The sequence below is a fragment of the Pseudoruegeria sp. SK021 genome, from assembly GCF_002119405.1.
Classification (GTDB): Bacteria; Pseudomonadota; Alphaproteobacteria; order Rhodobacterales; family Rhodobacteraceae; genus Meridianimarinicoccus.
In genome coordinates this window covers 42,218-66,062 of sequence record NZ_MTBG01000018.1, presented here as the reverse complement: position 1 = coordinate 66,062, position 23,845 = coordinate 42,218, and the positions used below count along the sequence as shown (strand labels likewise).

Sequence of the window (23,845 nt, the reverse complement as noted above, 5' to 3'; positions counted from 1 at the left end):
CCTGTGGACAGGGGTAATCCCGTGGGCGCGGCCGGTGTTATCCGGTGAGGAAAGCGCGAATTTCGGCTTGGCGGGCCATGGCGTCGGCGTGGCCAAGGGCGAACAGCGCATCGATATAGCGGCGTTCGAACAGCAGGTAGCTTTCCATCCGTCCGGCCGAGGGGCGCGATTGCGACCGCCCCAGCGCCCATCGCAGCATCCGGGGCATGTCACGGCGAAAGGACAGGGCGATCTCTTGCACGCTGCGTGTCGGGCGGATCGACAGGATGTCGATCTGGCGCAGGCCGCTTTTGGCGTCGGTGCCGTTGGGGGTGGCGTGCAGGACGGTGTTGATCCGGTGCAACCGTTCGATATCGGCATCCAGATTGTCGTTGAAAATGGTGTCGAGGGCAAAGCCGCCCAGATCGCCGAACGTGGGATAGCGCGGCGTCAGCGGCGTCGGCTCGGGCACCAGTGACGGGGCCTCGGCATTGGCGATGGTCAGCAGTTTGGTCGCCCCCATATGGATCGCCGGGGCCAGAGGGGAGGTCAGCCGCAGCATGCCGTCGCCGTAGTAATCCGGGCCGATCTGCACCGCGTCGAACAGCAGCGGCAGTGCGGCCGATGCAAGGGCGTGGTCCAGCGTCAGGTGGCAGCGCATCCCGTCCCGGCGCACCCGGCGCCAATTTGGGGTGCCCGGCCCAGCCTCAAAGAAGGTCACGGCATGGCCGGTGCTGTAGCAAGAACTGGTCAGGCCAATGGCCTTCAGCTTGCCGCTGCGGATCGCCTTGCGGATACCGGACAGGCGCAGCGTCCCGGACAGCCCGGCGCGCAGCGGTGCGTTGTCCAGTAGGGCACGGGGCAGGCGCGGGGCCAGATGGGGCAGGGTCATGCCAAGGCCCAGCCCCGCCAGTGTGGCCAGCATTTTGGGGGTACTGGTGCGAAAGACCCGCTGCGAATTCAGGGTGCGCCAGAAATGTTCGATATCCTGCGCCGCGCGCTCGAAATCCAGAAAGGATGAGCCCAGAGCAGCGGCATTCAGCGCGCCGACCGACACGCCCGAGATGATGGGGAACGGCACCGATCCCGGCCCTGAGATGGTTGCGAGCGCGCGGATCACTCCGGCCTGATAGGCCCCGCGTGCCCCGCCGCCCATCAACACAAGGCCGCAAACCGGTGCCGTCATGTCAGACGCGTTTGACCAATTTGATCAGGAACAGCAAGATCACTGCGCCGATGGTGGCATGGACGATCGAGGCGAAGATGCCGCCGCCGAAACCGAGCCCGATGGCCGGAAAGATCAGACTGGCCACCACCGCGCCGACAATGCCGACCACGATATTGCCAACCAAGCCGAAGCCGAAGCCCGAGACCATCAGGCCGGCAAGCCAGCCCGCGATTGCGCCGATAATTAAAACCAAGAGAATGCTGCCGAAAGTCATCTGTGTCTCCTGTGCGTGTAAAGGATGTCGTCAGGTCGTAGGTGAACGATTGCATCCTTCAGGGCGTGTGGCAATGCGCCTGCGGGGCAGGGGTCAGGCTTTTGGCTCTGGGCTGCGCCCATCTTGATCGCCGTCTTTACGGCCTTCCTTGGCGGTGGTCTTCAGGGCTTTGCTGGCCAGCCGCCCGCCGAGGATCTGTCCGGTTTGCACCAAGCCCCGGCCGCCGCGGCGCAACTCGGACAGGACCCCGCCGGACGTTTCGTCCGCGCCGACCCGGCGCCGGTTCCGCTGCACCAACAGGGCAGTGCCCAAATTGGCGGCGATGGCCCGGTGCAGGGCGGCGATGTTCCAGACCGGGCTGACGACACTGACCGGCAGCGGCAGCGGCAGGCCGGTATCGGCTGCCATCGCCGTGACTACGGTCGAGATGGCGCTGAGGGCCGGATCGGGCAGGGCATGTTCGGGAAAGGGCCAACCGGGGGCCAACTGGTCGATGCAGGTGGCCACGGCAATCACCGCCGGGCTGCGCCGGGCTGGATGCGCCGCAACCCAAGCGTCAAAGGCATGTCGCAGGGCCAGATCAGGGGCGCGGGCCGGGCGGTTGGCGCGCAGCACCCAGACCACCATATCCGAGCGGGTCATCTGGGTCAGGGTCGCCGCGTGGGCGTCGGGCCCGCCGTCCAGCCCTTGGGTGTCGATCAGGTGGCAGGCGATGCCGTCGATCTCGGTCTCATAGGTGGTCAGGCGGTCGGTGGTGGGTTGCATGTCGATCTCGGCCAGATCATGCGGCAACAGAGCGTTGATCAAACTGGACTTGCCCGCGCTGATCTGACCGACCACCACCACCCGCAGGGGCGCATCGGGCAGGGCGGCGCGGCCCCGGTCGGCGTCGGTGCTGGCCATTTGGATCGCCAACAATTCGGCATCCGAGAATTTCAATCGGCCTGAATATAGCTCGACGGCGGCGTAGGCGACCTCTTCCAGCAGGACGGCTTGCAGCACTGCGATGACCTGATCGTTCAGATAGGTGGCATTGCCCCCCGCGACGGCCTGTTCGATCTCCCGCAGGACGGCGGTGGTGGGGCTGATGGCGAGGCGGGCCAGACGGTGGCCGATGCGCGCGACGCTGAGGGCCATCTGGGCGCGGTCCCGTTGACCCCAAATCCAGATCAGCGTTTTTAACGACACCTGATCGGAAAACGGCACATGGCGGCGCAGATGACTGCGATAGCGGGTGGCGGCGCGTTCGATCAGCAACAGCGCTTCGGGCAGGGTGAAATCCAGCGCAGTTTTCTGCGGGCCGCCCAAGCCGGTGGCGATGTCGTTGACCACGTCCAGCGCGGCCTTCGGCAAGTCCTCCCATGGCAGGTCGGCGTCGGTCAGCGCTTCGATCCGCTTGCGGGCGACCGAGAAGGCGGTGGTTTCGGCGGCGGACCAGTCGGGATCGGCCTCAACCGACAGGGCCTCGCGCATGTCGGCGGCGTCTTGCGTCTGTTGCCGCGGAGGGCGCAGCCAGCGGCGGGCAAGGTAGACCGCGCCGCCGACCACGGCGCAAAGGGTGATGAACGGCAACAGCCAGCCGTGTTCACTGAGCCAAAGAAATCCAAACAGGCAGGTGGCCACCAGCGGCAGGGTCACCACAAGGGCCGAGATCAGGCGATCCCAACGCAGCAGAGCTTGGCGCAGGCGCCTACCGGGGCGCATTGCGCGCGCCTTTCAGCGCATCTTGAAAGACCGCGCGCAGGTCTGCGGGGGTCACGGCCTGCTGGATTTGGGTGCGGTGCAGATAATAGGCGGCGGCGCGTCCCAGCGCATAGGTCGCGGCAAAGCTGATTGTGCCCGCCGCGGCGGCCCCCGCGGTTTGGCCCACCACCGGGATTAGCTTGGCGACCTGACGGGTGACATAGCTGGCCCCAAAGCGCAGCGCGGTGCCGAGCCCGAGGGCGGCGGCGAATTCGGCCATCCGGGTCCGGGTCCATTCGACGCCATAGCGATTGCCCAGCATCCGCAGCATGGCGGCTTGCACCGCAGGCACCGCAACCGCGCCCACCACCGGGGCGATATCGCTACTGCCCGCCGCACTGGCGTACCACAGCACGTCGGGCTTGTTCTTGGCGAAGGCGGCGCGTTCGGCATCGCGCAGATCGGCCCGGGCCAATAGCAGGGCGACCTCGGGCATGGTCTGCCCCAGAAGGGTGATCAGTTCCGCGACACCATCACTGCCGCCGCCCTTGGCGCTTGGGGTCTGGGACAGCTCGACCGCAGGCAGCGAGCGTCCGGTCGCCGTTTGCAGCAGGTTTTGGGTCGCGGCCCGGGCGCGGGCGCGTTCCTGTTCATCGGGCAGCAGATCCGCGCCGGTATGCACGACGATGACCCGGATGTCCGGCGCGCGCCGAACCACCGTGCGCAGCGCGGCGGACAACGCCCCCTGCACCGGGTCGTCCAGACGGGCGACGGCCAGAATGGCATGGCTGTGCGACTCGCATTCCGCCAAATCTGTCGTGGGGTCATAGCCGGCTTCGCCAAGGCCGCGCGTATCGAGAAACCGCATCACCGGGGTCGCCGCAGGGAAGTCGAAGAACGCTGCTGTGCGGGTACAGGGTTCAAAGCCATTGCCGACTTCGGCGGTGCTGAGGCCGGTCAGATTTTGCACCAAGGACGATTTCCCCGCCCCGGTTTTACCGAGCAGCCACACTACAGGCAGGGTTGCCTCGACCGCTTCGAGGGCGATCTCAACATCGTCAGATGGGTCCGGGTTGGCGATCTGTGTCCAGATCCGTTGGAAATATCTGTTCATGGGTCTTTCTCTGATCCCTCGGTCCGAAGTGGCTGTGCCGGAACCGCCCTGCAAGACCGACTCTAGCGAAACTGGCGTGAAATCAAAATGCTTTGAACCGGGTCTGGGTTCCCTCGGACGGTTTTGACCCCGCCGGGGCAGTCGGCAATCTTCACCACAACGCCCCTAGACCCTTGACGCTTGGCGGCTGCTGTGCGTTTCTTCATCATTACTTACTGGTAAGTAATGTAGGGAGGAGAACACAATGACAGGTCTTTCGAGACTGGGCGTGCTGGGTGCCGCCGCATTTCTGCTAGGGTCGTCTGCCGCCTATGCGGAGTGGAAGCCGGATCGTCCGATCAACATCATCGTACCATGGGCCGCGGGCGGGTCGACGGATCAGGTCACGCGCGTCGTCGCCCCGATTCTTGAGGAGGAACTTGGCGTTTCTGTGGTGGTGGTCAATCAGCCGGGCGCTTCGGGATCGATCGGCACCAAGGCGACGCTGGACGCCCCGCGCGACGGCTATACTTGGACCGCGAACGCGATTGCCAACAACGCCACTTATATTGTGACCGGGCTACTGGACGAGTCGTCGATCGAGGATTACGCGGTCTATCTGCACGTGGCGAACGCGCCACTGGTCAGCGTCAACCCGAACTCGGAATACATGGATTTCGGCGCGCTGCTGGAAGCCATGAAGGGCGACACCGTGACCGTGGGCACCGCCGGGATCAATTCCTCTGGCGGCATGGCGATGGCTGCGATCAATGAGGCGGCGGGCGGCAATCTGGGCGCACGCATGGTCACCTATGATGGCGGCAACCCGGCTGTGATCGCGGCGACCTCGGGCGAAGTTGTGGCCACGACGCAATTGGCGGTGGAACAGACCGAGATGGCCAAAGCCGGACGTTTGCGGCCGCTGGCCGTTCTGGCCTCCAGCCCGCTGGAAGTGGACGGCATGGACCCGGTTCCGCCGATCACCGATTGGTTGCCAGACATGCACATTGCCCCGGATTACTTCGGTGTGTTCATCCCGCTCGGCGCCCCGCAAGAGGTCTATGACACTGTCAACGAGATCTGGGAACGCCGGATCATGACCTCGCCGGAACTGAAGGAATACGCCACCTCGCGCGGGGCAGTGTTTGCCCCCAGCTATGGCGAAGACGCGATTGCCAACGCGATGCCGGTGGTGATTGCCGAGGCCTGCTCCCGCGTGGAGCGCGGCGAGGCGGTGATCGATCCGTCTGAGATCGGCATTACCTGCCCGTAATCGGGACAGACGACCACAATGTCCGGGCGCGGCGGTGAGCCAGCGCCCGGACATCACGCGACAAGATCGCGACAGATATATTCAAAGCAAAGGGGCGGGTTGTGGCGACACTCTCGATGAAAGCAGCGGATCGGGTGACGTCCGCGGTGCTGGCGGTGCTGGGTCTTGCGATGTTCATCGGGGGATTTCAGATGGAGCGGCTGGAATTCCGGCGGATCCATCCGGCCAGTATTCCGGGGCTGGTGCCGATGGGACTTGGCATTCTGCTGACGATTTGCGCCGTGTTGTTGTACCGCTCTGTCCGCAAAGCCGGAACGGCGGCCACTGCTGGCGATGAGATCGACCTCGGCAACCTTGCCACCCTGATCTGGACCTTGGCCCTGTGCCTGACCTATGCGCTGGTGCTGGTCGGCTGGATCCCGTTCTTCTTCGCCACCTTCCTGTTCATGGCCGGGTTCGTCGCCCTATTCAGTTGGCCGGCAGGGGCCCCGCCGCGCCGCCGCGCCTTGGCGCTGGTCTTTGCGGTGCTGTTTGGCGCAGTGATGTCCGCGGGGATCTCAATTCTGTTCCGCGATGGTTTTCTGGTGAGGTTGCCCTGATGCAAGGCCTGTACAATCTTGGCTCGGCCTTCGTCGAACTGACCACGCCAATGATGATGTTTCATGTGGTCTGGGCGACCTTGCTCGGCATTATCGTCGGGTCGTTGCCCGGTCTGACCGCGACCATGGGGGTCGCTCTGCTGACCAGCCTGACCTATTCCTTGGATCGGGACGCCGCCATTCTGGTGCTGATCTGTATGTATGTCGGCGCGATCTATGGCGGCTCGCGCAGCGCGATCTTGCTGAATATCCCCGGAACCCCGGCCAGTGCGGCGACCTCGCTTGATGGCTATCCGTTGGCGCGGCAAGGCAAGGCCGCTTATGCCATGGGGCTGGCCACGGTCGGATCGGTTCTGGGCACGCTGGTGGGGATCGTCCTGTTGGTATTGCTGGCGCCGCCGCTCGCGGAAGCCGCGATCCGGTTCGGGTCGTTCGAATTTTTCTGGCTGGCGGTGTTCGGCGTGGTCATTTCCGGCCAGTTGACCGCCGACGGCAATGTGCAAAAGGGCTATATCGCCGGGATCCTCGGTTTAATGGTTGCGATGATCGGATCGGACGGCATTCATGCCCATGTCCGGTTCAACTTTGGCATTGCGGAATTGAACGGCGGCATCGGTCTGATCCCGGCCATGGTTGGGGCGTTCGGCTTTGCCGAGGTGCTGACGGCGATGTCCAGCCCGCCGGGCAAAGTTGTCGCAACCAAAAAGGGCGAAAAGGGGGCTTTGCCGCGCCTGATCGACCTGTGGAAATACCGCCTGACAATTCTGCGGTCCGGGGTGATCGGCACCGTGGTCGGCATCCTGCCCGGGGTGGGCGAAGATATCGGGGCTTGGGCCTCCTACGCTGCCGCGCGGCGCAGCAGCAAAGAGGCTGACCAGTTTGGCAAAGGATCGCATGAGGGGCTGATCGCGGCCGAGACCGGCAACAGCGCCGTGGTGCCCGGATCGTTGATCCCGGCGCTTACATTGGCGGTGCCGGGGTCGGCTGCGTCGGCTGTGCTGATCGCGGCGCTGTTTATCCACGGCATCCGCCCCGGGCCGATGATCATGATCGAAGCGCCCGAGTTCATCTATCTGGTGGCGGTGATGCTGTTGTTCGCGACGCTGGCGATTTTGGTGCTGGGCCTGTTTCTGACGCCGGTGTTTGTGCGGGTGCTGAAAGTGCCGCATGCCTATCTGATGCCGGTGGTCTTCACCCTATGCGTGATCGGGCCTTACGCCATTTCGCAGCGCCTGTTCGATGTCTGGGTGATGGTGGTCTTCGGGGTGATTGGCTTCGTGATGCGCAAGATGGATTACCCGATGGCGCCGCTCGTGCTGGGGATCATTTTGGGCGATCTGATGGACAAGAGCCTGCGCCGTGGCCTGATCCTGAGCAATGGCGATGTGGCGCCGTTCTTTACGCGGCCAATCTGTGCGGCCTTCGTGCTGATCATCGTCGTGTCGATCCTGTCCAGCAGCCCGGCTGTGCGGCGGCTTGTGTCGCGCCTGTGGCACCGCAAGCAGGAAGGCAACAGCTGATGGCCGATGCCAAGAAACCCGGCCGCAAGCGCGATGCCACGGCATCGCGCAAAGCCATCCTTGATGCGGCCCTGATCGAGTTTTCGGAGCAGGGCTATGCCGGGGCGCGGGTCGATGAGGTGGCCCGGGCCGCCGGGGTCAGCAAGCCGTTAATCTATGGCTATTTCGGCGACAAGGATGCGCTTTATGCCGCCGCCTTGCGCGAGGCTTATGTTCAGATCCGAGAGAATGAGAAATCCTTGGATCTGGACGGCAAATCCCCCGATCAGGCGATCCGGCTGCTGGTGATTTTCACCCTGAAGCACTTTCGTGACAATCCGTGGTTCATCTCCATGCTGAACACCGAGAACTTGCGCGGCGGGGCCACCATTCGCGAGATCGAAGATGCCAGCGACATCCAATCGAACCTAGTGGGCAAGCTGCGGGTGATCCTGCGCAAAGGGGCTCAAGATGGAAGCTTCCGGGACGGGATCGACCCGGTGGATCTGTACGTCTTTATCGCCTCGCTGTGTTATTTCCCGGTGTCCAATATCCACACGCTGCGGGCGGTGTTCAAATGCGCGATTGATGATGAGTGGCTGGACCAACGCGGCGAAGAAGCCGCCCGAATGCTGCTCGCCTATCTGCGTCCCGGGGCCTGAACGTCCCGGCTGTTTTTTTGGTCCGGTTTTTAGAAATCTGTTGACCGGCCCCCGCAAGTTACCTACCAGTAAGTAAGTTAAATCGATCTAGGTCTTTAGGGAGTGACGTCTGAAATGAAAACGCAACGTATCGGCATCATCATGCATGGCGTCACCGGACGCATGGGGATGAACCAGCACTTGATCCGCTCGGTCTTGGCCATCCGCAACCAGGGCGGCATCGCGCTGAAGGACGGCACCATGCTGATCCCGGATCCGATCATCGTCGGGCGCAATGCCGACAAGATCGAAGCCTTGGCCAAGGCGCATGGGGTGGACCGCTGGACCACGGATATGGACGCCGCGCTGGCCAATCCCGACGACACGATCTTCTTTGATGCGGCCTCGACCCAGCTGCGTCCCGGGTTGCTGCGCAAGGCGATTGACGCTGGCAAGCACGTCTATTCGGAAAAGCCGGTCTCGGAAGGCTTGGATGAAGCGGTCGATATCGCCCGCTATGCCAAGGAAAAAGGCGTCAAGAACGGCATCGTTCATGACAAGCTGGACCTGCCCGGCCTGATCAAGCTGAAGCGGCTGCGCGACTCTGGCTTTTTCGGCAAGATCTTGTCGGTAAAGGGCGAATTTGGCTATTGGGTGTTCGAAGGCGACTGGATGCCCGCACAGCGCCCATCGTGGAACTACCGCGCCGAAGATGGCGGCGGCATGGTGTCGGATATGCTGTGCCACTGGCGTTATGTCCTCGACAATGTTGTGGCACCGGTCAAGGCCGTCAGCTGCAAGATTGCCACCCACATCCCCGAGCGTTGGGACGAGCAGGGCAAGGCCTATACCGCCACTGCCGATGACGCCGCCTATGCGACGTTTGAGTTGGAAGGCGACATCACCGCGCATATCAACTCTAGCTGGTGCACCCGGGTTCGGCGCGATGATCTGGTAACATTCCAGATCGACGGCACTCATGGCTCGGCTGTGGCCGGTCTGCACAAGTGCTATAGCCAGCACCGGGTTAACACCCCCAAGCCGGTCTGGAACCCGGATGAGCCGCAGAAGCTGGATTTCTACGCGGGCTGGGACGAAGTGCCGGACAACGCGGTTCTGGACAACGGCTTTAAGGTACAGTGGGAGCAATTCCTGCGTCACGTCGTAGAGGACGGTCCGTGGGCCTATACGCTGCTGGAAGGCGCCAAAGGCGTTCAGCTGGCACAGGCCGGATACCAGTCGGCCCGGGAACGTCGCTGGGTCGACCTGCCCGATCTGGAGGTCTGATCGATGGCGAACCTGCTTCTTCCAAACGCTGATGGCAGCATCGGCACGTTCACGCTGGCCTCTGGCCCGGCCCCGGTTAAAGGCTCGGGCTGGAACCGGACGGCCTATGCGGCGGCCCATGTGGTCGCCGACCCGCTGGCCGATATCGATCCGTGGATCGGCACCGCCGTGGATTGGGACCGGACCCTCGCGTTCCGGGAATATCTATGGAGCTTGGGCTTCGGCGTCGCCGAGGCCATGGACACCGCGCAGCGCGGCATGGGCATGGACTGGGCACTGGCGCTGGAGCTGATCCAACGCTCGACCGCACTGGCCAAGGCCGGCGGACATCTGATCGCCAGCGGGGCCGGGACCGATCATCTGGTCGCGACGCCGGAGACGACGCTGGACGACGTGATCGCGGCCTATGAAATGCAGTGCGAAGCGGTGGAAGCCACCGGCAGCCGGGTGATCCTGATGGCCTCGCGGGCGCTGTGCGCCGTGGCGAAAGGCCCCGAGGATTATGCACTGGTCTATGACCGGGTGCTGTCCGGGTTGTCGCAACCGGCGATCCTGCACTGGCTGGGCGAGATGTTCGATCCGGCGCTGGCAGGGTACTGGGGCAATGCGGACCATCTGACCGCGATGGACACCTGCCTTGAGGTGATCACGGCGAATGCGGCGAAGATCGATGGCATCAAAGTGTCGTTGCTGTCGGCCGAGAAAGAGATCGCCATGCGCCGCCGCCTTCCCGAAGGCGTGCTGATGTATACCGGCGATGACTTTAACTATCCCGATCTGATTGCGGGCGACGCCGAGGGCTATTCCCACGCGCTGCTTGGCATCTTCGATCCGATCGCCGGGGCTGCATCCCGGGCGCTGTCGGCACTGGGGCAGGGCGATGATGCCGCTTATCGCGCCGCTTTTAATCCAACGGTGCCGTTGTCGCGCCATATCTTCAAGGCGCCGACGCGGTTCTACAAAACCGGCGTGGTGTTCATGGCCTATCTCACCGGGCATCAGGACCATTTCACCATGATCGGTGGGCAGGAAAGCACCCGCTCGACCGTGCATCTGGCCGAAATCGTCCGGTTGGCCAGTGATGCTGGTCTGTTCCCAGATGCCGAGCTTGCCGCCGCGCGGGCCCGGGCGGTGTTTGCCGCGCGCGGCGTGGGGAACTAAGCCATGCTGACACCTGAACGACTGTCCCTGAATACCGCGACCGTCAAAAAGCAGTGGGGTCTGCGCGAGTGTGTTGATGGCTGCGTGCGTCACGGGCTGGGGGGCATTGCCCCTTGGCGCGATGTGTTGCACGCGGCTGGCGTGGACGAGGGCGCGAAGATGATCCGCGACAGCGGGCTGGGCGTCTCGGGTCTGTGCCGGGGCGGGTGGTACACCGCCGAGGGCGCGTTGACCGATGCGGTGCTGGACGACAACAAGCGCGCGGTGGACGAAGCTGTGGCCATCGGGGCCGCGTGCCTTGTCATGGTTGTGGGCGGCCTTGCGCCGGGATCGCGCGATATTGCCGGGGCGCGGGCCATCGTCACCGAAGGCTTGGGCCGGACGCTGGACTATGCCCGCAGCGTCGGCATGAAGATCGCGATTGAGCCGTTGCATCCGATGTATGCCGCCGACCGGGCCTGCGTGAACACGCTGGGTCAGACGCTGGATATCTGCGACCAGTTGGGTGACGGCGTCGGTGCTGCGGTTGATGTCTATCACGTCTGGTGGGATCCTGAGATCCTGCCGCAGATTGTGCGGGCCGGGCCAGAGCGGTTGATGGCGTTCCACCTGTGCGACTGGCTGGTGCCGACGCGGGATCTGCTGACCGACCGCGGCATGATGGGCGACGGGGTGATTGACCTGAAAGGCCTGCGTGCAGCTGTCGAAGCATCGGGGTTTGCCGGTTTGAACGAGGTCGAGATTTTCTCGGAACTCGATTGGTGGAAGCGCGACGCTGATGAGGTTCTCGCCACCATCGTCGAACGGGGCCGCACCGCCTGTTAACGTTTCTGGCACCGCTGAAAACACATTTTGGCGGTGCCAGCGCGCCGTGCTACGCTGACCGGACAGGAATGATCGGTCAGAGGAGCGCGGCGCATCATGACGATTTCTGCACTCACCCTTCTTGTCGGGACCACCAAAGGTGCCTTTCTGGTGGCCGGCGACGGTGACCGCAGTGGCTGGGCCGTCCGCGGCCCGTTTTGCGACGGCTGGCCGATCAATCACCTGATTGGCGATCCCGCCACCGGTACGATTTGGGCGGGCGGCGGCAGTGACTGGCATGGCGCTGGTGTCTGGCGATCCGCGGATCACGGCGACACGTGGCACCTGACGCGTCTGACCAAAGGCACCATGGATGACTGGGCCGCCAATGACGTCGATTTCGCCAAATTGATCGGCTGGACCGCAGCCGAGCTGCCCTTTACCGATACGTTCTCTCAGGTGTGGTCGCTGGGCCAATCGGCCGGAACCCTGTATGCGGGCACCAAGCCGGCCTTTTTGCTGGCCAGCACCGATGGCGGCACCCATTGGGATCGGGTAACCGGGTTGACCGACCATCCGTCAGCGGATGATTGGAACCCCGGCGCGGCTGGACTGGTGCTGCATAGCATTGTCGCCGACCCGTCCGACCCCACCAAGCTGTGGGTCGCAATATCGGCAGCGGGGGTCTTTGCCACCGAAGACGGCGGGGCCACGTGGGACCGGCGAAACCGGATGTCCAACGCCGAGGCGCAGGCACCGCATGATCACCCAGCCGCCCCGCGCGACGGCGAAACCGGCCATTGCGTGCACAATCTGGTGCGGGCACCGGGGACGGCTGATCTGCTCTATCAGCAAAACCATCACGGGGTCTGGCGGTCATCTGACGGCGGCCGCAGCTGGGATGACATCACCGCAGGCCTGCCCTCGACCTTCGGCTTTCCCATTCGGGTGCATCCGCGCGACCCCGACACGATCTGGACCCTGCCGCTGAACGGCGATAGCGCCGGGCGGTTTCCCCCCGATGCGGCGGCGGCGGTCTGGCGGTCACGCGATGGCGGGCAAACGTGGCAGGCGCTGCGAGCGGGCCTGCCGCAAGAGAGTTGCTTTTTCACCGTGCTGCGCCAAGCGATGGCCGGAGATACCCGTGATCCTGCCGGGGTGTATTTTGGCACCAATAGCGGCTCGATCTTCGCCAGTTTTGATGAGGGCGATTGCTGGCACGAAATCGCCCGACACTTGCCGACCATCCTTGGGGTTGAGGTGTTGGAACGTGCCGCGACAGGGACCTGACCCGGCGCGTTTCAACCCGGTCAGGTCACCGTCGCGGTCAAGTTCTGCCGCGACGCCCCGAAATGGCGATGACGCCGACGATGATCGCGCCGGTCAGGATCAGGCGGATGCCGGCGCTGAGGCCAAGGGTGTTCAGCATCGTCACCAGCAGGAACATGAACAAGGACGCCCCCCAGAGCCCGGGCAGATTGGCAAAGCCACCCGCGACCGAGGTGCCGCCGATCACCACCACGGCGATGGACATCAGCAAGTATTCCTCGCCCATGTTCAACGCGGCACCGCCGGAAAACCCGGCCAGAAAGAAGCCGCAGATCGCCGCCAGCACCGCGCTGGTCAGATAGGTCAGCAGCCGGGTGCGTTCGACCTTGATCCCGGCCAAGCTGGCGGCGCGTGAATTTTGACCCACCGCCAGCACCGCGCGGCCAAACAGACTGTGATGCAAGATCACGTGCATGATCACCGTCAGGACTAGGACGAGAATCGCCAGTAACGGAACTCCGGCCAGTTTGGCGGTGGCGAAGTCAGCAAGCGGCTCGGGCGGCTTTACCCGCAAGCCGCGATTGTACCAGATCGCAGTGGATTGGAACAAAAAGCTGGATGACAGGGTGGCGATGATGGGCGGAATGCGCAGCAGCCGGATCAGCCCGAAATTCAGCAATCCGATGATGGTGCCGATGGCGATGGCAATCAACAGGCCGGGCAGCAACATGGTGCTGGACCCGCCCATGACCTTCATCGCAACCGTGCTGGCAAGGGTCATACAGGCGGGGATCGACAGGTCGACATTGCCGGGCCCCAGCGTGACCACGAACATTTGGCCGATGGCGACGATCACGAAGAAGGTGCCGAACGAGAGCGCCGCTGACAGCACCTGCGTGCCCGCGCCAAGGCCGGAAATGCCGATGATGACCAAACAGACGGCGAGGGTGCCGATCCACGACCAGATCCAAGGCTTTTGAAGCAGGCTCATGATTTCGCCGCCGTTCGGTTGATGATCACCCGCAAGGCCAAAACCAATATCAAGATCGCGCCCTGTGCGCCGATCTGCCAATCGGGATTAAGCCGGAGGAACGATAGGAACGACCCGGCCAGCGCAAGGGTCACCGCCCCGATCACTGCGCCGATGGGCGAGATACGCCCGCCGGTAAATTCACCGCCGCCAAGGATCACACCCGCGATGGACAACAGGGTATAGCGTAGGGCGATATTAGCATCGGCTGAGGTGGTCAGGCCAACCAGCGCCATGCCTGCCAGCACGCCGAACAGTCCCGCCAGCCCGAACATGATCATCTTGACGCGCAGGATCGACCATCCGGCCCGGGCCACCGATTGCGGATTGCCGCCCGCGCCGCGCAGCACCACCCCGGGGGCCGAGCGCATCAGCGCGATCTGAACAATCCCGCCGAGCACGACAAGGGCGATGATCGGAAATGGGATCAGCGCCGGTTTCAGGGTCATCAGACTGCGGATCCAGTCAGGAGCCTTGCCGCCGGGGGTTGGCAGGATCAGCACCGCGATCCCCATCCAGACAAAGGACATGCCCAGCGTCACCACGATAGAGGGCAGGTTGCGCAGATGGATCAGCGCCCCGAGCCCGGCATAGGCCAAAACACAACCGGCCAGCGCCAGCGCCCCCAATAGCGGCGTGTCATGCAGCCAAGTGGCGGTGATACAGGCGGTCAGGCTGATGAACGCGCCAAGACTGAGGTCCAGATCGTTGACGCAGAGTATGAACATCTGCGCCACGGTGGCCAGCGCGATCGGCACCGCAAGGTTCAGCAGCAGGTTCAGGCCGAAATAGCTCATCGTCCGGGGTTGCAAATAAAAGATCGCCGCCAGAAGCGCGGCCAGCGACACGGCAGGCAACAGCGTGCGCAGCGAATGCGGGGTCAACAAACGTGCGATCATGCGGCAGCAGCCGCGTCAAAGGACGCCCGTAGAATGTTGGCCTCGGTGACTTGATGGCGGGGCAGGCCTGAGACGACCTGACCGCCGCGAAAGACGTAGACAAAATCACAATGCTTCAATTCATCCATTTCCGTGGTGTACCAGACAAAGCTGCGCCCCTGCGCGGCCTCGTCCTTAAGAATGGCGTAAACGTCCTGTTTGGTGCCGATATCGACGCCGCGCATGGGATCGTCCATCAGGACCACCGGCGCGGGCGATCCCAGCGCCCGGGCGAACAGAACCTTTTGCTGGTTGCCCCCCGACAGGGACAAGATCGGGTTCGACAGATCCTCGGTGCGGATGCCGATGCGGGTCTGCCAGTCTTGGGCAAGACCCAGTTCCTTGCGGGCATCAATCAGCCAATGCTGCACCATCTGCCGGATTGAGGCGATTGAGATGTTGCGCCGGATCGACCAGCCGGGAAAGACCCCGTCGGTTTGGCGGTCACCGGCGACAAAAGCGGCCTCGGTGGTGATCTCGGCGTGATTTCGGGTGCCATTGGCGGCTGCGAACAGCGTCAATAGCGCGTCGGTCTGGCCTTGGCCTCCGATCCCCGCCAAGCCGACGATCTCGCCCTTGAAGACTTCCAGCGGAATGCCGTTTTCGCCGGGCAACACGATCACCCGGTCGGTCTGGCGCCGGGCCTGAGCGGTGGGCGTGGCGGCATCCTCTGCCAGAACCGAGCCCATCTCGCGGACCAGCCGGGCGCGGTCAAACGCAGCGGTGGCGTCCTCGGCCACGACCCCGCCATCGCGCATCACGACGATCCGGTCGGCACTGTCCAAAATTTCGCCCAGCATGTGCGAGATCAGGATGACAGAGCCGCCGGTTTCGGTGAACCGTCCGACAAAGCTGAGCAGTTGATCGGCCGAGGCCTTGTCGAGCGACGATGTCGGCTCGTCCAGAATGACCAACCTGACGGGTGTCTGTGTGGCCGAGAAGGCGCGGGCGATTTCCACCATCTGCCGGCGGGCGATGCTAAGCTCGCCAACAATATCGCCCGGGCCAATACCGTGCCCGGGAAAGATCCGGTCTAGCCAAGTCGTGATCAGCGTGGCCGCCTTGCGCCGCCAACCGATCCCGCGGATGGTTGGATGGGTGATCCGGGCGTTTTCCGCGACGCTGAGATTGGGGCAAAGCGACAGTTCCTGATAGACGCAGCGCAACCCATTTTGCTTCGCCGCCGCCACACTATAACGGGCGGCCAAATCCTGATCCCCGAACAGCAGCTCGCCGGTGTCGGGCGACAGAACGCCCGACAAGATATTCATTAAGGTGGATTTGCCCGCGCCGTTATGGCCGACCAGCCCAACGCATTCGCCGGGGGCGACATGAAACGTCACATCGCGCAGGGCCTGAACGGCACCGAAAGACTTTCCGATGCCGTTCAGGCGGACAATGGCAGAGCGATCCGTCATCAGCGCTTACATCGCCTCGTTGATGACCGACTGCGCATCCTCAAGCGAGTATTCGACGTTGGCGACCCCGCCTTCTTGCGTGGTGGCAAGATTGTCTTCCAGCGTGTCTTGGGTGATCGTCAGGAACGGCACCGTCAGATCCTTGGGCACATCCTTGCCGTCGAGAACTTGCTGGGCGACCCAGAAGGCAAGGGTCGAAACCCCGGGCGCAATCGAGACCGACATGGTCTGATAATCGGTCGCGTCCTTCTGTTCTTTCCACCAGGCCAGTTCATCCTGCCGATTGCCCATGACGATAATTGGCATGTCGCGCCCTGCGGCCTTGAACGCTTGCGCCGCGCCGTAGCCATCGCCGCCTTGGGTGACCACGCCTTTGATTTCCGGCAGGCTGGGCAAGATGCCGGCGACGGCCTTCTGCGAGACATCCTGCGCCCAATTGCCGTGAACCGATCCTTTGATGGCAAATTGCGAATTCTCGCTGACCCCTTCATGGATGCCGCCGGAAATCGCGTCATCGACAAAGACCCCGGCCAAGCCGCGAATCTCCAGAAGGTCGCCGCCATCGGGCAGGCGTGTGGCCAAATACTCGACCTGCACTTTGCCCATTTCGTGGAAATCGACCGCGATCCGCCATGCGCAAGGCTCGGTCACGATGCCGTCGAAGGACACCACCACCACGCCCGCGTCGCAGGCTTCCTTGACCGCGCCATTCAGGCCCTCAGGCGAGGCGGCGTTGATCACGATGGCGTCATAGCCTTGCAGGATCAGGTTCTGGATCTGGGCGGCCTGCTCGGTCACCTGATTTTCAGCGGTGGTAAAGGCATCTGCTGCAGCGACGGTGCCGTCGGCTACGGCTTGGCCGGTCACGGTTTCCCAGCTGGTCAACATGGCTTGCCGCCAAGAATTGCCCGCATAGTTGTTCGACAGCGCGATGCGTTTGTCCGCCGTGTCGGCAATGGCCGTTGTGCCCATCAAACAGGCCAGCGCCACACCGGTCAGGGTGATTGTCTTGTTCATCATGGTCTCCTCCCAAAGCTCACCGCGCCGGTTGCCCGGCGTTGGTCATGATGCCGGGCATGGTACGCAGAATTCCGCGCTTGGAAAGTCGAACCATCACAATGCGTCTTATTATTCAGCGCACGGATCTGCCGATCGCAATGATCAATCGCCTGCAATCGGGGTTGACCCGGCAAACACATCGGTCAAGGCAGGGCTCAGGCCCGATGACGATTTGGGTGCAGGGTGCCGGAAAGAGCCCCGTTGCGGTGCCGTCCATCCCGACCGGGCGGCCGTTTCAGCTAGAGCGATGGCAAAGGGGAGGCATGAGAGCAACGGAACCGGCAATTTCGGCGCGATCTTGGCGGCCAGACCGGAAAAGGCAGATCCGCCCAGCAACAACACATCGGCGTTGTCCTGTTCGATCAGAAGCTTCGCCTGATGCATGATTTCCAGTTCTGCGCCCGCCGCATCCGCTGCGACAGAGATACCTGTCATCCGGACATAGCGGGTTGAAATGACGCGGCCCTGCATGTCGTACTCTCTGAGCAGATCGTCGGTCATGCCGCGATCCGCCTCGCCGATGCCGATGATGCCGATCCGCTGGCCGAAAATCGCGGCACTTCGCAATCCGGCTTCGGCCAAGCCAACGACCGGCACGGGCATGACCTCTTTCGCGGCCTCCGTCAGAGTTGCGCAGAACGCCCCGACCACGACCGCATCCACAGTGCCGCGATGATGTGCGAGCAGATCAAGCAGTGCATGCGTGCCGACGGCGATTTCGGCGCGGGTGGCAAGTTGAGGCAAACCGAACGAGGCAGTAGCCCCCAGCAGTTGGCTATCGGCGCGGCAGATGCCGCACGCTTCGGTCAGCATCAGGTCGGTCATATGTGTGCTGGTATTGGGATTGGCGATCAGGATGCGCATGTTTTGTCCTTACAGAAATTCGGTCTGTACCGGGTCAGTAGATTTTTCTGTGAGTGTGCCTCGTCGATGAAAACGTCTCATGCCCTGTCCGCCGCGATTGTGGCTTCCAGATGTCGGCTAAGCCCGACCGACGATTTGCTGGCTGGTTTGGCCGCCCGCGCCGCGAAAGACGATGGCATTGTGATGGAGGCCAGCGCAATCGCCTGCGCGGTTGCTGCCGCGATCGGATCGATCACAATTGCCGGCACCTCATTTGCAATTTCAGCGGCCAGTCCTGCAAGCGGCGCTCCCCCAAGAATGATCACGTCAGCGCGATCCTCAGTCGCGGCTGAGCGAGCCAGCGCAATCAACTCAGCGCGGGTGTCCTTCAGCACGCTGTCGACCAACACCGGGCGCGGGGGGGGCGTGCGAACGCCGGTGCACTTCGCGCCAAGCCCGCTTTCAGCGATGCAGTTCATATACCAAGCGGTCATCAACGGTGAGAACGTCACAATCGAGAACCGCTCGCCCAGCATTGCGGCCGAGTGCATGGCGGCTTCGGCCATTCCGACCACCGGCATGTCGAACAACTCGCGCGCACCTGCAAGGCTGGGGTCTCCGAATGCGGCGATGATCACGGCATCGACGGTGTCGCGATACTCGGCGATCATCTCTAACGCGATTGCTCCGGCAATCTGGGCCTCGGCGCGACTGGCAATATACGGAAATCCGCGCGTGGCGGTAATGGGGATGATCTCTGCACGTGCGCCTGCAACCGTGCGGGCGATACCGGCCATGGTGTCGGTCATGGCCGTGGTCATGTTGGGGTTTACGAGTAGGATGCGCATGTCAGTCTTTCCGCATTCGGGCCGTCAATCCGGCCGCAAGGAACAATTTTTCAAGGGAGAGGGCCGCGCCCAGCAGGGCGTTGTCGTGTCCTTTGGATGCAATAAGTTGCAGGCCCAACGGCAAGCCGTCGTCCGTCGTGCCACAGAGTATCGAAATCGCCGGCACGCCCGCGTGGTTGACCTGCGGCGTAAACGCGGCGTGATCCCGAGGGGACGCCGGATGGCCACCAATCATCGTCGGGCCCAGAAGTCCGACAGGCCATGCGGGGCAGGGGGTCGTGGGCGTGATCAGGATATCGCAGGTCGTCAGAAATGTACGCAGTGTTTGGCCCATAAGCCGCCCTGCATCACGCGCCTGCTGCACCTGAGCGTCGGTCTGCGCCAGCCCCTGTTCGATCTGAGTGCCGAGGTCCGGATCGAACAGGTCCGGCTCTCGCTGCCATCGCGCACCATAGAGATCGGCCAGCCCTGCCCATTGTGCTGGCATCGTCGCGGCGGGCGTGATGCCGTGGGGCCAAAGCGGAGCGGTTTCGCTGATCAGGTGGCCAGAGTCGCGTAAGAGGCGAACAATCTGCGCGAAATTATCGGCGACGCTGTTGTCGAGCGCCGCATCCATGCCAAAACTGGGTGCGCACGCGATCCGAAGCGGGCCGTGGTCGCGTGGCGCGGCACCGCCGAGAACACGGAACATCAAACCGGCATCGTCCACATCACGGGTGATGGGACAGAGGGCCGAGATCCCGTCGAACGGTTCGGCAAAGCCCGGACCATATGGCACGACGTCTTGCCCCGGCTTAAAGCCGACGACACCGACATGGGCCGGAGGCCGCCGGCTGGACCCGCCCGCATCGGTACCAAGCGCGAGCGGGGCAAGACCGCCCGCTACGGCGGCAGCAGGACCGCCAGAGGATCCCCCCGGTGTCAGCGACGGATCTGTGGGATTGCGGGTGATCCCGTGCAGTGGCGTGTTGGTCAGCCCCTTGCAGGCGAATTCCGAACAGGTCCCGATGCCGAGGATCATTGCTCCGGCCCGGCGTAGTGAGGCGACGGCGCGGGCATCTTCTGGCGCAATGAAATCGGCAAACAACCGAGAGCCTTGGGTGATGCGCAGGCCCTTCACCCAGATATTATCCTTGATGACGACCGGGACGCCTGCCAGCGGTAACTCTTCACCCGCTGCCAATCGGGCGGTGATAGTGTCGGCGTCTTCAATAAGCGCCGGATTGACAAGGCAGAGCGCGTTCAACAGCGGATTGCGCTCGGCCACACGGGCGAGGGCGGCTTCGGCCACGGCGCGGGGCGTTGTCTGGCCGCGTTGGACCGCCTCGGCAAGAGCGCGGGCGGACAGGTCCATCGGGTTCATGTTGATCCTCCGGTTTGCGCGCGCCAGCAGGCCGCGATCTCGCGGCGCGGCGCAATCCAGACGCCGGGTGCCGCTGCAATATGGTTGAGCACAGTGTCGAGGCCCGCGATCCGCCCGGCCTTGCCGATGATGCGCAAATGCAGACCGATCGACATCATCCGGGTCGCGGTCTGACCCTCCGTCAGAAGTTGGTCGAACGCGCCGGTGACATAGTCAGAAAAGTCTCGGGCCTGTACAAATCCGCCCCCGGGTGAAAAGCGCATATCATTGGTGTCGAACGCATAGGGCAGGATCACGTGCGTGCCCATCCGGCGGGGCATGTCATCGTCATAGGCATCGCTGTCATACCAAAACCCGCCATGCTCGATCAGCAAAGCGCGGGTGTTGACCGAGCTTGCCGACCTTGTGTGCCACCCCACAGGCGGGACGCCGGATGCCTTGGTGATGGCGTCATAGGTGCGGCTGATGATGGCGGCTTCTTGGCTGCGGTCCATTCCGGCATGGCGTTCCCAACGCCAGCCGTGGCACGAAATTTCGTGGCCCCGGTCCACCGCATCGCGCATCAGCCATGGCAAACGTTCTGCCGCCCGGCCGCAGGTCGAATACGTGGCCCGCACGTTGTGCCGCGCGAAGGCGTCGGCGATGCGTTGATAGCCCCGGCGCGGGCCATAGGAAAAATGACTTTCCATGCACAGATCGGGTCCGCCTTCGATCTCTTCTCGAACCTCGTAAACCGGTTCATTGCGTGGATCGCCGTCGCCGATGGACAACTCTGCGCCCTCTTCGACATTCACGACGAAGGACACGGCCAGCTTGGCGCCATTGGGCCAGACCGGTGCAGGCTCAGCCCCGAAAAGGCCTTTCAAATCGCGGCGGTCGGTCATTGGATCATCTTGTTCAGGCCGACGGTCCGCGCGCCGATCAGCAGCACGATGACGGCTAGCAAGATCAGCCCGGACGACATCGCGGCGAGGGACGGATCGGGCTGTTCTTCTAGATATTGCAGCATTTTGATTGGCAGGGTCTTGTTGCGAGCGTCGGTCAGGAAAATTGAGATCGGATAGTTGTCCATGGAAGCCAGAAAGGCGAACAGACCGCCGGTCAGATAGGCTGGCGCAAGGTTCGGGATCAGCACTTTGGCAATGGCTTTGGGATAACTCAGTCCCAGCGTGCGTGCCGCATCCACCATTGAGAAATCGAAGCTGCCCATTGCCGCCAGCAAGGTCCGCATCACGAAGGGCAAGGTAATGACAATGTGGCCCAGCAGCAGCGACCAATAGGCATCGCGTAGGCCGATTTCGCGGAAAAACTGTAACAGCGCCACGCCGACGACCAGACCGGGCATCATTAGGGGCGAAACGACAAACGTTGCGACAGCTTGCTTGCCGTGGAACCGGCCGCGCGCCACGGCAATTGCCGCCATTGTGCCAAGAACCAGACTGATCACAGTCGACACCAGCGCCAGATTGACCGAAATCATGACCGCATCCAACAGCCCCGATTTATGGGCGAGGCTTTTATACCAGCGCAACGACCAATCCGGTGGTGGCAAGGTATAAACTGGCGAGGACGTGAATGACGCTGCAACTGTGATTACGATGGGCAGCATCAGGAAGATCACACAGCCGATGCCGATAACCCAACTAATGGCACGAAATATCTCGTCGGTACGGGTCATTGGCGTGCTCCTAATCGTCCGGCCAGCCAGCTTGAGAACAGCACGACCGCTACGGCAATGGCGAGCAGGATCGCCGAAATGGTCGAGCCCAGCGTTTCATCGCGCAGATACAGGAATGAGCGTGCGATCAGCATCGACATTGTCTGTTGGCGCTCGCCGACAATCAGCGACGGGATGACATACATTGAGATTGACAGAGAAAAGACAAAGGCGGCCCCCGCAACCACGCCGGGAAGGGTCAGCGGCAATGTGACATGCGTAAACCGGAATAGCGGGGTCGCGCCCAAAGATGCGGCGGCATCAGGCAAACTGGCGTTGAGTTGACGCACCACGGCGTAGATCGGAAGAACCATGAACGGTAAAAATACATTGGCGGCACCCACCACCAACGCGGTTTCCGTGAACATCATTCGAATTGGTCCGCTGGTAAGGCCGATCCATTGCATGAATTCGTTCAAGGCCCCGTTTGCCCGAAACAGGATTGACCAGGCAAATGCCTTGACCACAACGCCCAGAGACATCGGCAGGACCAGCGCCACCAGAAACACCGTCAGCCAGATCCCGTTCGCCCGCGCCATCGCGAATGCGGTGGGGTAGGCGATGAGCAGAGCCAAAAGCGTTGTCAGCAATGCGACGCGGATCGTGCGCCATAACACGTTAAGATTATACGGGTCGGAAAAGAACTCGATATAAGCCGAGATGCCGGTGCCCTCGGGGCCCTGAAAGCTTTTGGCCAGCAACATCATCAGGGGCAGAGCATAGATCGCGGCCAGAAACACCAGCGCGGGCACCGCCAGCAGCGAGATACGGTCAAGCCGTGCGATCATCCCGCCACCTCGTAAACCAGAGTGTCTTCAATGCTCCAGCCAAGTGTTGCGGTCTGGCCGTGGCTGAAACCGGACCGGATGCCGGGCAATTCACACAGCACCCGGTCGGCGTCATTGGCGACCCCGTGCAATACGGTTTTTGAACCCAGCACCATCACATCGCGCAATGGCACCGTCACGCTGTTCATCTGCGGGTCGGGATCCGGCGCAACTAGTTCAGGGCGCACGCCCAGAAGCACAGCGGTTCCTACTGGAAAATTGGCCCTTGCGTGCAAATCGCCAATGGCGGTTTTAACCGTGATCATGCCTGCGTCATGTGACGTGACGGTGCCGTGCAACCGGGTTGAAAGCCCAACAAAATCCATCACGAAAGGTGAGTTGGGCCGTGCATAAAGCGTTGAGGGGTCAGCAAATTGTTCGATACGGCCTGCATTCATGACGGCAATGCGGTCGGATACGCCTAAAGCCTCTTCCTGATCGTGCGTGACGAAGATCGCGGTGATGCCGCGGTCGCGCAGCATGGCCTTCAGCTCGACCTGCATGGTTTCGCGCAATTTCCGGTCTAAGGCCGAGAACGGTTCGTCGAGCAGCAGCAAATCAGGATCAACCACCAATGCGCGGGCCACGGCGACGCGCTGTTGTTGCCCGCCCGACAAGGCGGCAATGGGCCGGTCGGCAAATTCTGTCATACGAACCAAGGCGAGGGCCTCGGCAACCGGTTTGGCGGTGTCGCCCTTAGCCGTGCCGCGTGCGCGCAAGCCGAATGCCACGTTCTCGGCGACAGTCAAATGGGGAAACAGGGCGTAGTTTTGGAATACGACCGAGATATTACGCTTGTGCGCCGGTAGGGTGGTGATGTTGCGGCCACCCAAGACAACTGCGCCTTCATCCGCGGCCATCAGACCAGCAATAATGCGTAACAAAGTGGTTTTTCCGCAACCCGAAGGGCCAAGTAGCGAAACGAGTTCGCCCTTGGCCATCCGAAAGTTCATGGCGTCCATCACGCGCACGCCCCGAAACGCCTTGCCGACGCCCGAAACGTCCAGATAGTTGCGCTCGATCGGGGTTTGCATGGCGGGTGGCTTGGTCGCGGTCAGGACGTTTGTCATGA

The 23,845-nt window shown here is 62.8% G+C and carries 23 protein-coding genes; 8 read left to right on the top strand and 15 right to left on the bottom strand.

What is annotated here, in order from left to right; all coding sequences use genetic code 11:
* Positions 1 to 37: 37 nt before the first annotated feature.
* From BV911_RS12065 to BV911_RS12050, 4 genes are all read right to left on the bottom strand, one after another.
* Entirely contained in the window at positions 38 to 1,165 is a 1,128-nt protein-coding gene (locus BV911_RS12065) for a patatin-like phospholipase family protein (RefSeq protein ID WP_086053869.1), read from the bottom strand.
* A 1-nt stretch (position 1,166) separates the two neighbouring features.
* Positions 1,167 to 1,421 carry a GlsB/YeaQ/YmgE family stress response membrane protein gene (locus tag BV911_RS12060; protein ID WP_086053868.1) on the bottom strand — a complete coding sequence of 85 codons (255 nt, stop codon included), beginning with the start codon at positions 1,419 to 1,421 and terminating at the stop codon, positions 1,167 to 1,169.
* 93 nt (positions 1,422 to 1,514) lie between these two features.
* Entirely contained in the window at positions 1,515 to 3,125 is a 1,611-nt protein-coding gene (locus BV911_RS12055) for a dynamin family protein (RefSeq protein WP_086053867.1), read from the bottom strand.
* Positions 3,112 to 4,218 carry a YcjF family protein gene (locus BV911_RS12050; RefSeq protein ID WP_086053866.1) on the bottom strand — a complete coding sequence of 369 codons (1,107 nt, stop codon included), beginning with the start codon at positions 4,216 to 4,218 and terminating at the stop codon, positions 3,112 to 3,114. The genes BV911_RS12055 and BV911_RS12050 overlap by 14 nt, the downstream gene beginning before the upstream one ends.
* Before the next feature lie 244 nt (positions 4,219 to 4,462).
* Here BV911_RS12050 and BV911_RS12045 point away from each other — a divergent pair, with 244 nt between their 5' ends.
* The 8 genes from BV911_RS12045 to BV911_RS12010 all read left to right on the top strand — a co-directional run bounded on the left by BV911_RS12045 (position 4,463) and on the right by BV911_RS12010 (position 12,751).
* Positions 4,463 to 5,470: a tripartite tricarboxylate transporter substrate binding protein gene (locus BV911_RS12045; protein WP_086053865.1), complete on the top strand. Its 1,008-nt coding sequence runs from the start codon at positions 4,463 to 4,465 to the stop codon at positions 5,468 to 5,470.
* Positions 5,471 to 5,571: 101 nt separating this feature from the next.
* Complete coding sequence (locus tag BV911_RS12040; protein ID WP_139840074.1) at positions 5,572 to 6,069, top strand: tripartite tricarboxylate transporter TctB family protein; 498 nt, start codon at positions 5,572 to 5,574, stop codon at positions 6,067 to 6,069.
* On the top strand, positions 6,069 to 7,589 hold the full coding sequence (locus BV911_RS12035; protein WP_086053863.1) for a tripartite tricarboxylate transporter permease: 1,521 nt from the start codon (positions 6,069 to 6,071) through the stop codon (positions 7,587 to 7,589). The genes BV911_RS12040 and BV911_RS12035 overlap by 1 nt, the downstream gene beginning before the upstream one ends.
* The gene (locus BV911_RS12030) at positions 7,589 to 8,230 is read left to right on the top strand and encodes a TetR/AcrR family transcriptional regulator (protein ID WP_086053862.1); all 642 of its coding nucleotides are present in this window, start codon (positions 7,589 to 7,591) and stop codon (positions 8,228 to 8,230) included. Before BV911_RS12035 ends, BV911_RS12030 begins: the two co-directional genes overlap by 1 nt.
* Before the next feature lie 114 nt (positions 8,231 to 8,344).
* Positions 8,345 to 9,496, top strand: a complete 1,152-nt coding sequence (locus BV911_RS12025; RefSeq protein WP_086053861.1) for a Gfo/Idh/MocA family protein — start codon at positions 8,345 to 8,347, stop codon at positions 9,494 to 9,496.
* A 3-nt stretch (positions 9,497 to 9,499) separates the two neighbouring features.
* A complete protein-coding gene (locus BV911_RS12020) occupies positions 9,500 to 10,657 on the top strand; it encodes a dihydrodipicolinate synthase family protein (RefSeq protein ID WP_086053860.1) in 1,158 nt (385 codons plus the stop codon).
* 3 nt (positions 10,658 to 10,660) lie between these two features.
* Positions 10,661 to 11,482, top strand: a complete 822-nt coding sequence (locus tag BV911_RS12015; protein WP_086053859.1) for a sugar phosphate isomerase/epimerase — start codon at positions 10,661 to 10,663, stop codon at positions 11,480 to 11,482.
* Between the two features lie 96 nt (positions 11,483 to 11,578).
* Positions 11,579 to 12,751 carry a sialidase family protein gene (locus BV911_RS12010; protein WP_086053858.1) on the top strand — a complete coding sequence of 391 codons (1,173 nt, stop codon included), beginning with the start codon at positions 11,579 to 11,581 and terminating at the stop codon, positions 12,749 to 12,751.
* Between the two features lie 37 nt (positions 12,752 to 12,788).
* Here BV911_RS12010 and BV911_RS12005 read toward each other — a convergent pair whose 3' ends face one another.
* From BV911_RS12005 to BV911_RS11955, 11 genes are all read right to left on the bottom strand, one after another.
* Positions 12,789 to 13,721 carry an ABC transporter permease gene (locus BV911_RS12005; protein ID WP_086053857.1) on the bottom strand — a complete coding sequence of 311 codons (933 nt, stop codon included), beginning with the start codon at positions 13,719 to 13,721 and terminating at the stop codon, positions 12,789 to 12,791.
* Positions 13,718 to 14,659, bottom strand: a complete 942-nt coding sequence (locus BV911_RS12000; protein WP_086053856.1) for an ABC transporter permease — start codon at positions 14,657 to 14,659, stop codon at positions 13,718 to 13,720. The genes BV911_RS12005 and BV911_RS12000 overlap by 4 nt, the downstream gene beginning before the upstream one ends.
* Positions 14,656 to 16,116, bottom strand: a complete 1,461-nt coding sequence (locus tag BV911_RS11995) for a sugar ABC transporter ATP-binding protein (RefSeq protein WP_086053855.1) — start codon at positions 16,114 to 16,116, stop codon at positions 14,656 to 14,658. The genes BV911_RS12000 and BV911_RS11995 overlap by 4 nt, the downstream gene beginning before the upstream one ends.
* Positions 16,117 to 16,122: 6 nt before the next feature.
* Positions 16,123 to 17,136 carry an ABC transporter substrate-binding protein gene (locus tag BV911_RS11990; protein ID WP_086053854.1) on the bottom strand — a complete coding sequence of 338 codons (1,014 nt, stop codon included), beginning with the start codon at positions 17,134 to 17,136 and terminating at the stop codon, positions 16,123 to 16,125.
* A gap of 141 nt (positions 17,137 to 17,277) precedes the next feature.
* Complete coding sequence (locus BV911_RS11985) at positions 17,278 to 18,039, bottom strand: aspartate/glutamate racemase family protein (protein ID WP_086053853.1); 762 nt, start codon at positions 18,037 to 18,039, stop codon at positions 17,278 to 17,280.
* Positions 18,040 to 18,116: 77 nt separating this feature from the next.
* Positions 18,117 to 18,866 carry an aspartate/glutamate racemase family protein gene (locus tag BV911_RS11980; RefSeq protein WP_086053852.1) on the bottom strand — a complete coding sequence of 250 codons (750 nt, stop codon included), beginning with the start codon at positions 18,864 to 18,866 and terminating at the stop codon, positions 18,117 to 18,119.
* A 1-nt stretch (position 18,867) separates the two neighbouring features.
* Positions 18,868 to 20,229, bottom strand: a complete 1,362-nt coding sequence (locus BV911_RS11975) for an amidase (protein ID WP_086053851.1) — start codon at positions 20,227 to 20,229, stop codon at positions 18,868 to 18,870.
* The gene (locus tag BV911_RS11970) at positions 20,226 to 21,113 is read right to left on the bottom strand and encodes a polysaccharide deacetylase family protein (RefSeq protein WP_086053850.1); all 888 of its coding nucleotides are present in this window, start codon (positions 21,111 to 21,113) and stop codon (positions 20,226 to 20,228) included. The genes BV911_RS11975 and BV911_RS11970 overlap by 4 nt, the downstream gene beginning before the upstream one ends.
* Positions 21,110 to 21,907, bottom strand: coding sequence for an ABC transporter permease (locus tag BV911_RS11965; RefSeq protein WP_086053849.1), 798 nt, complete (start codon positions 21,905 to 21,907; stop codon positions 21,110 to 21,112). Before BV911_RS11965 ends, BV911_RS11970 begins: the two co-directional genes overlap by 4 nt.
* Positions 21,904 to 22,734 (bottom strand): ABC transporter permease, encoded by an 831-nt coding sequence (locus BV911_RS11960; RefSeq protein ID WP_086053848.1) that lies wholly within the window; start codon positions 22,732 to 22,734, stop codon positions 21,904 to 21,906. The genes BV911_RS11965 and BV911_RS11960 overlap by 4 nt, the downstream gene beginning before the upstream one ends.
* Positions 22,731 to 23,843 carry an ABC transporter ATP-binding protein gene (locus BV911_RS11955; RefSeq protein ID WP_240512228.1) on the bottom strand — a complete coding sequence of 371 codons (1,113 nt, stop codon included), beginning with the start codon at positions 23,841 to 23,843 and terminating at the stop codon, positions 22,731 to 22,733. Before BV911_RS11955 ends, BV911_RS11960 begins: the two co-directional genes overlap by 4 nt.
* Between the last annotated feature and the right edge of the window lie 2 nt (positions 23,844 to 23,845).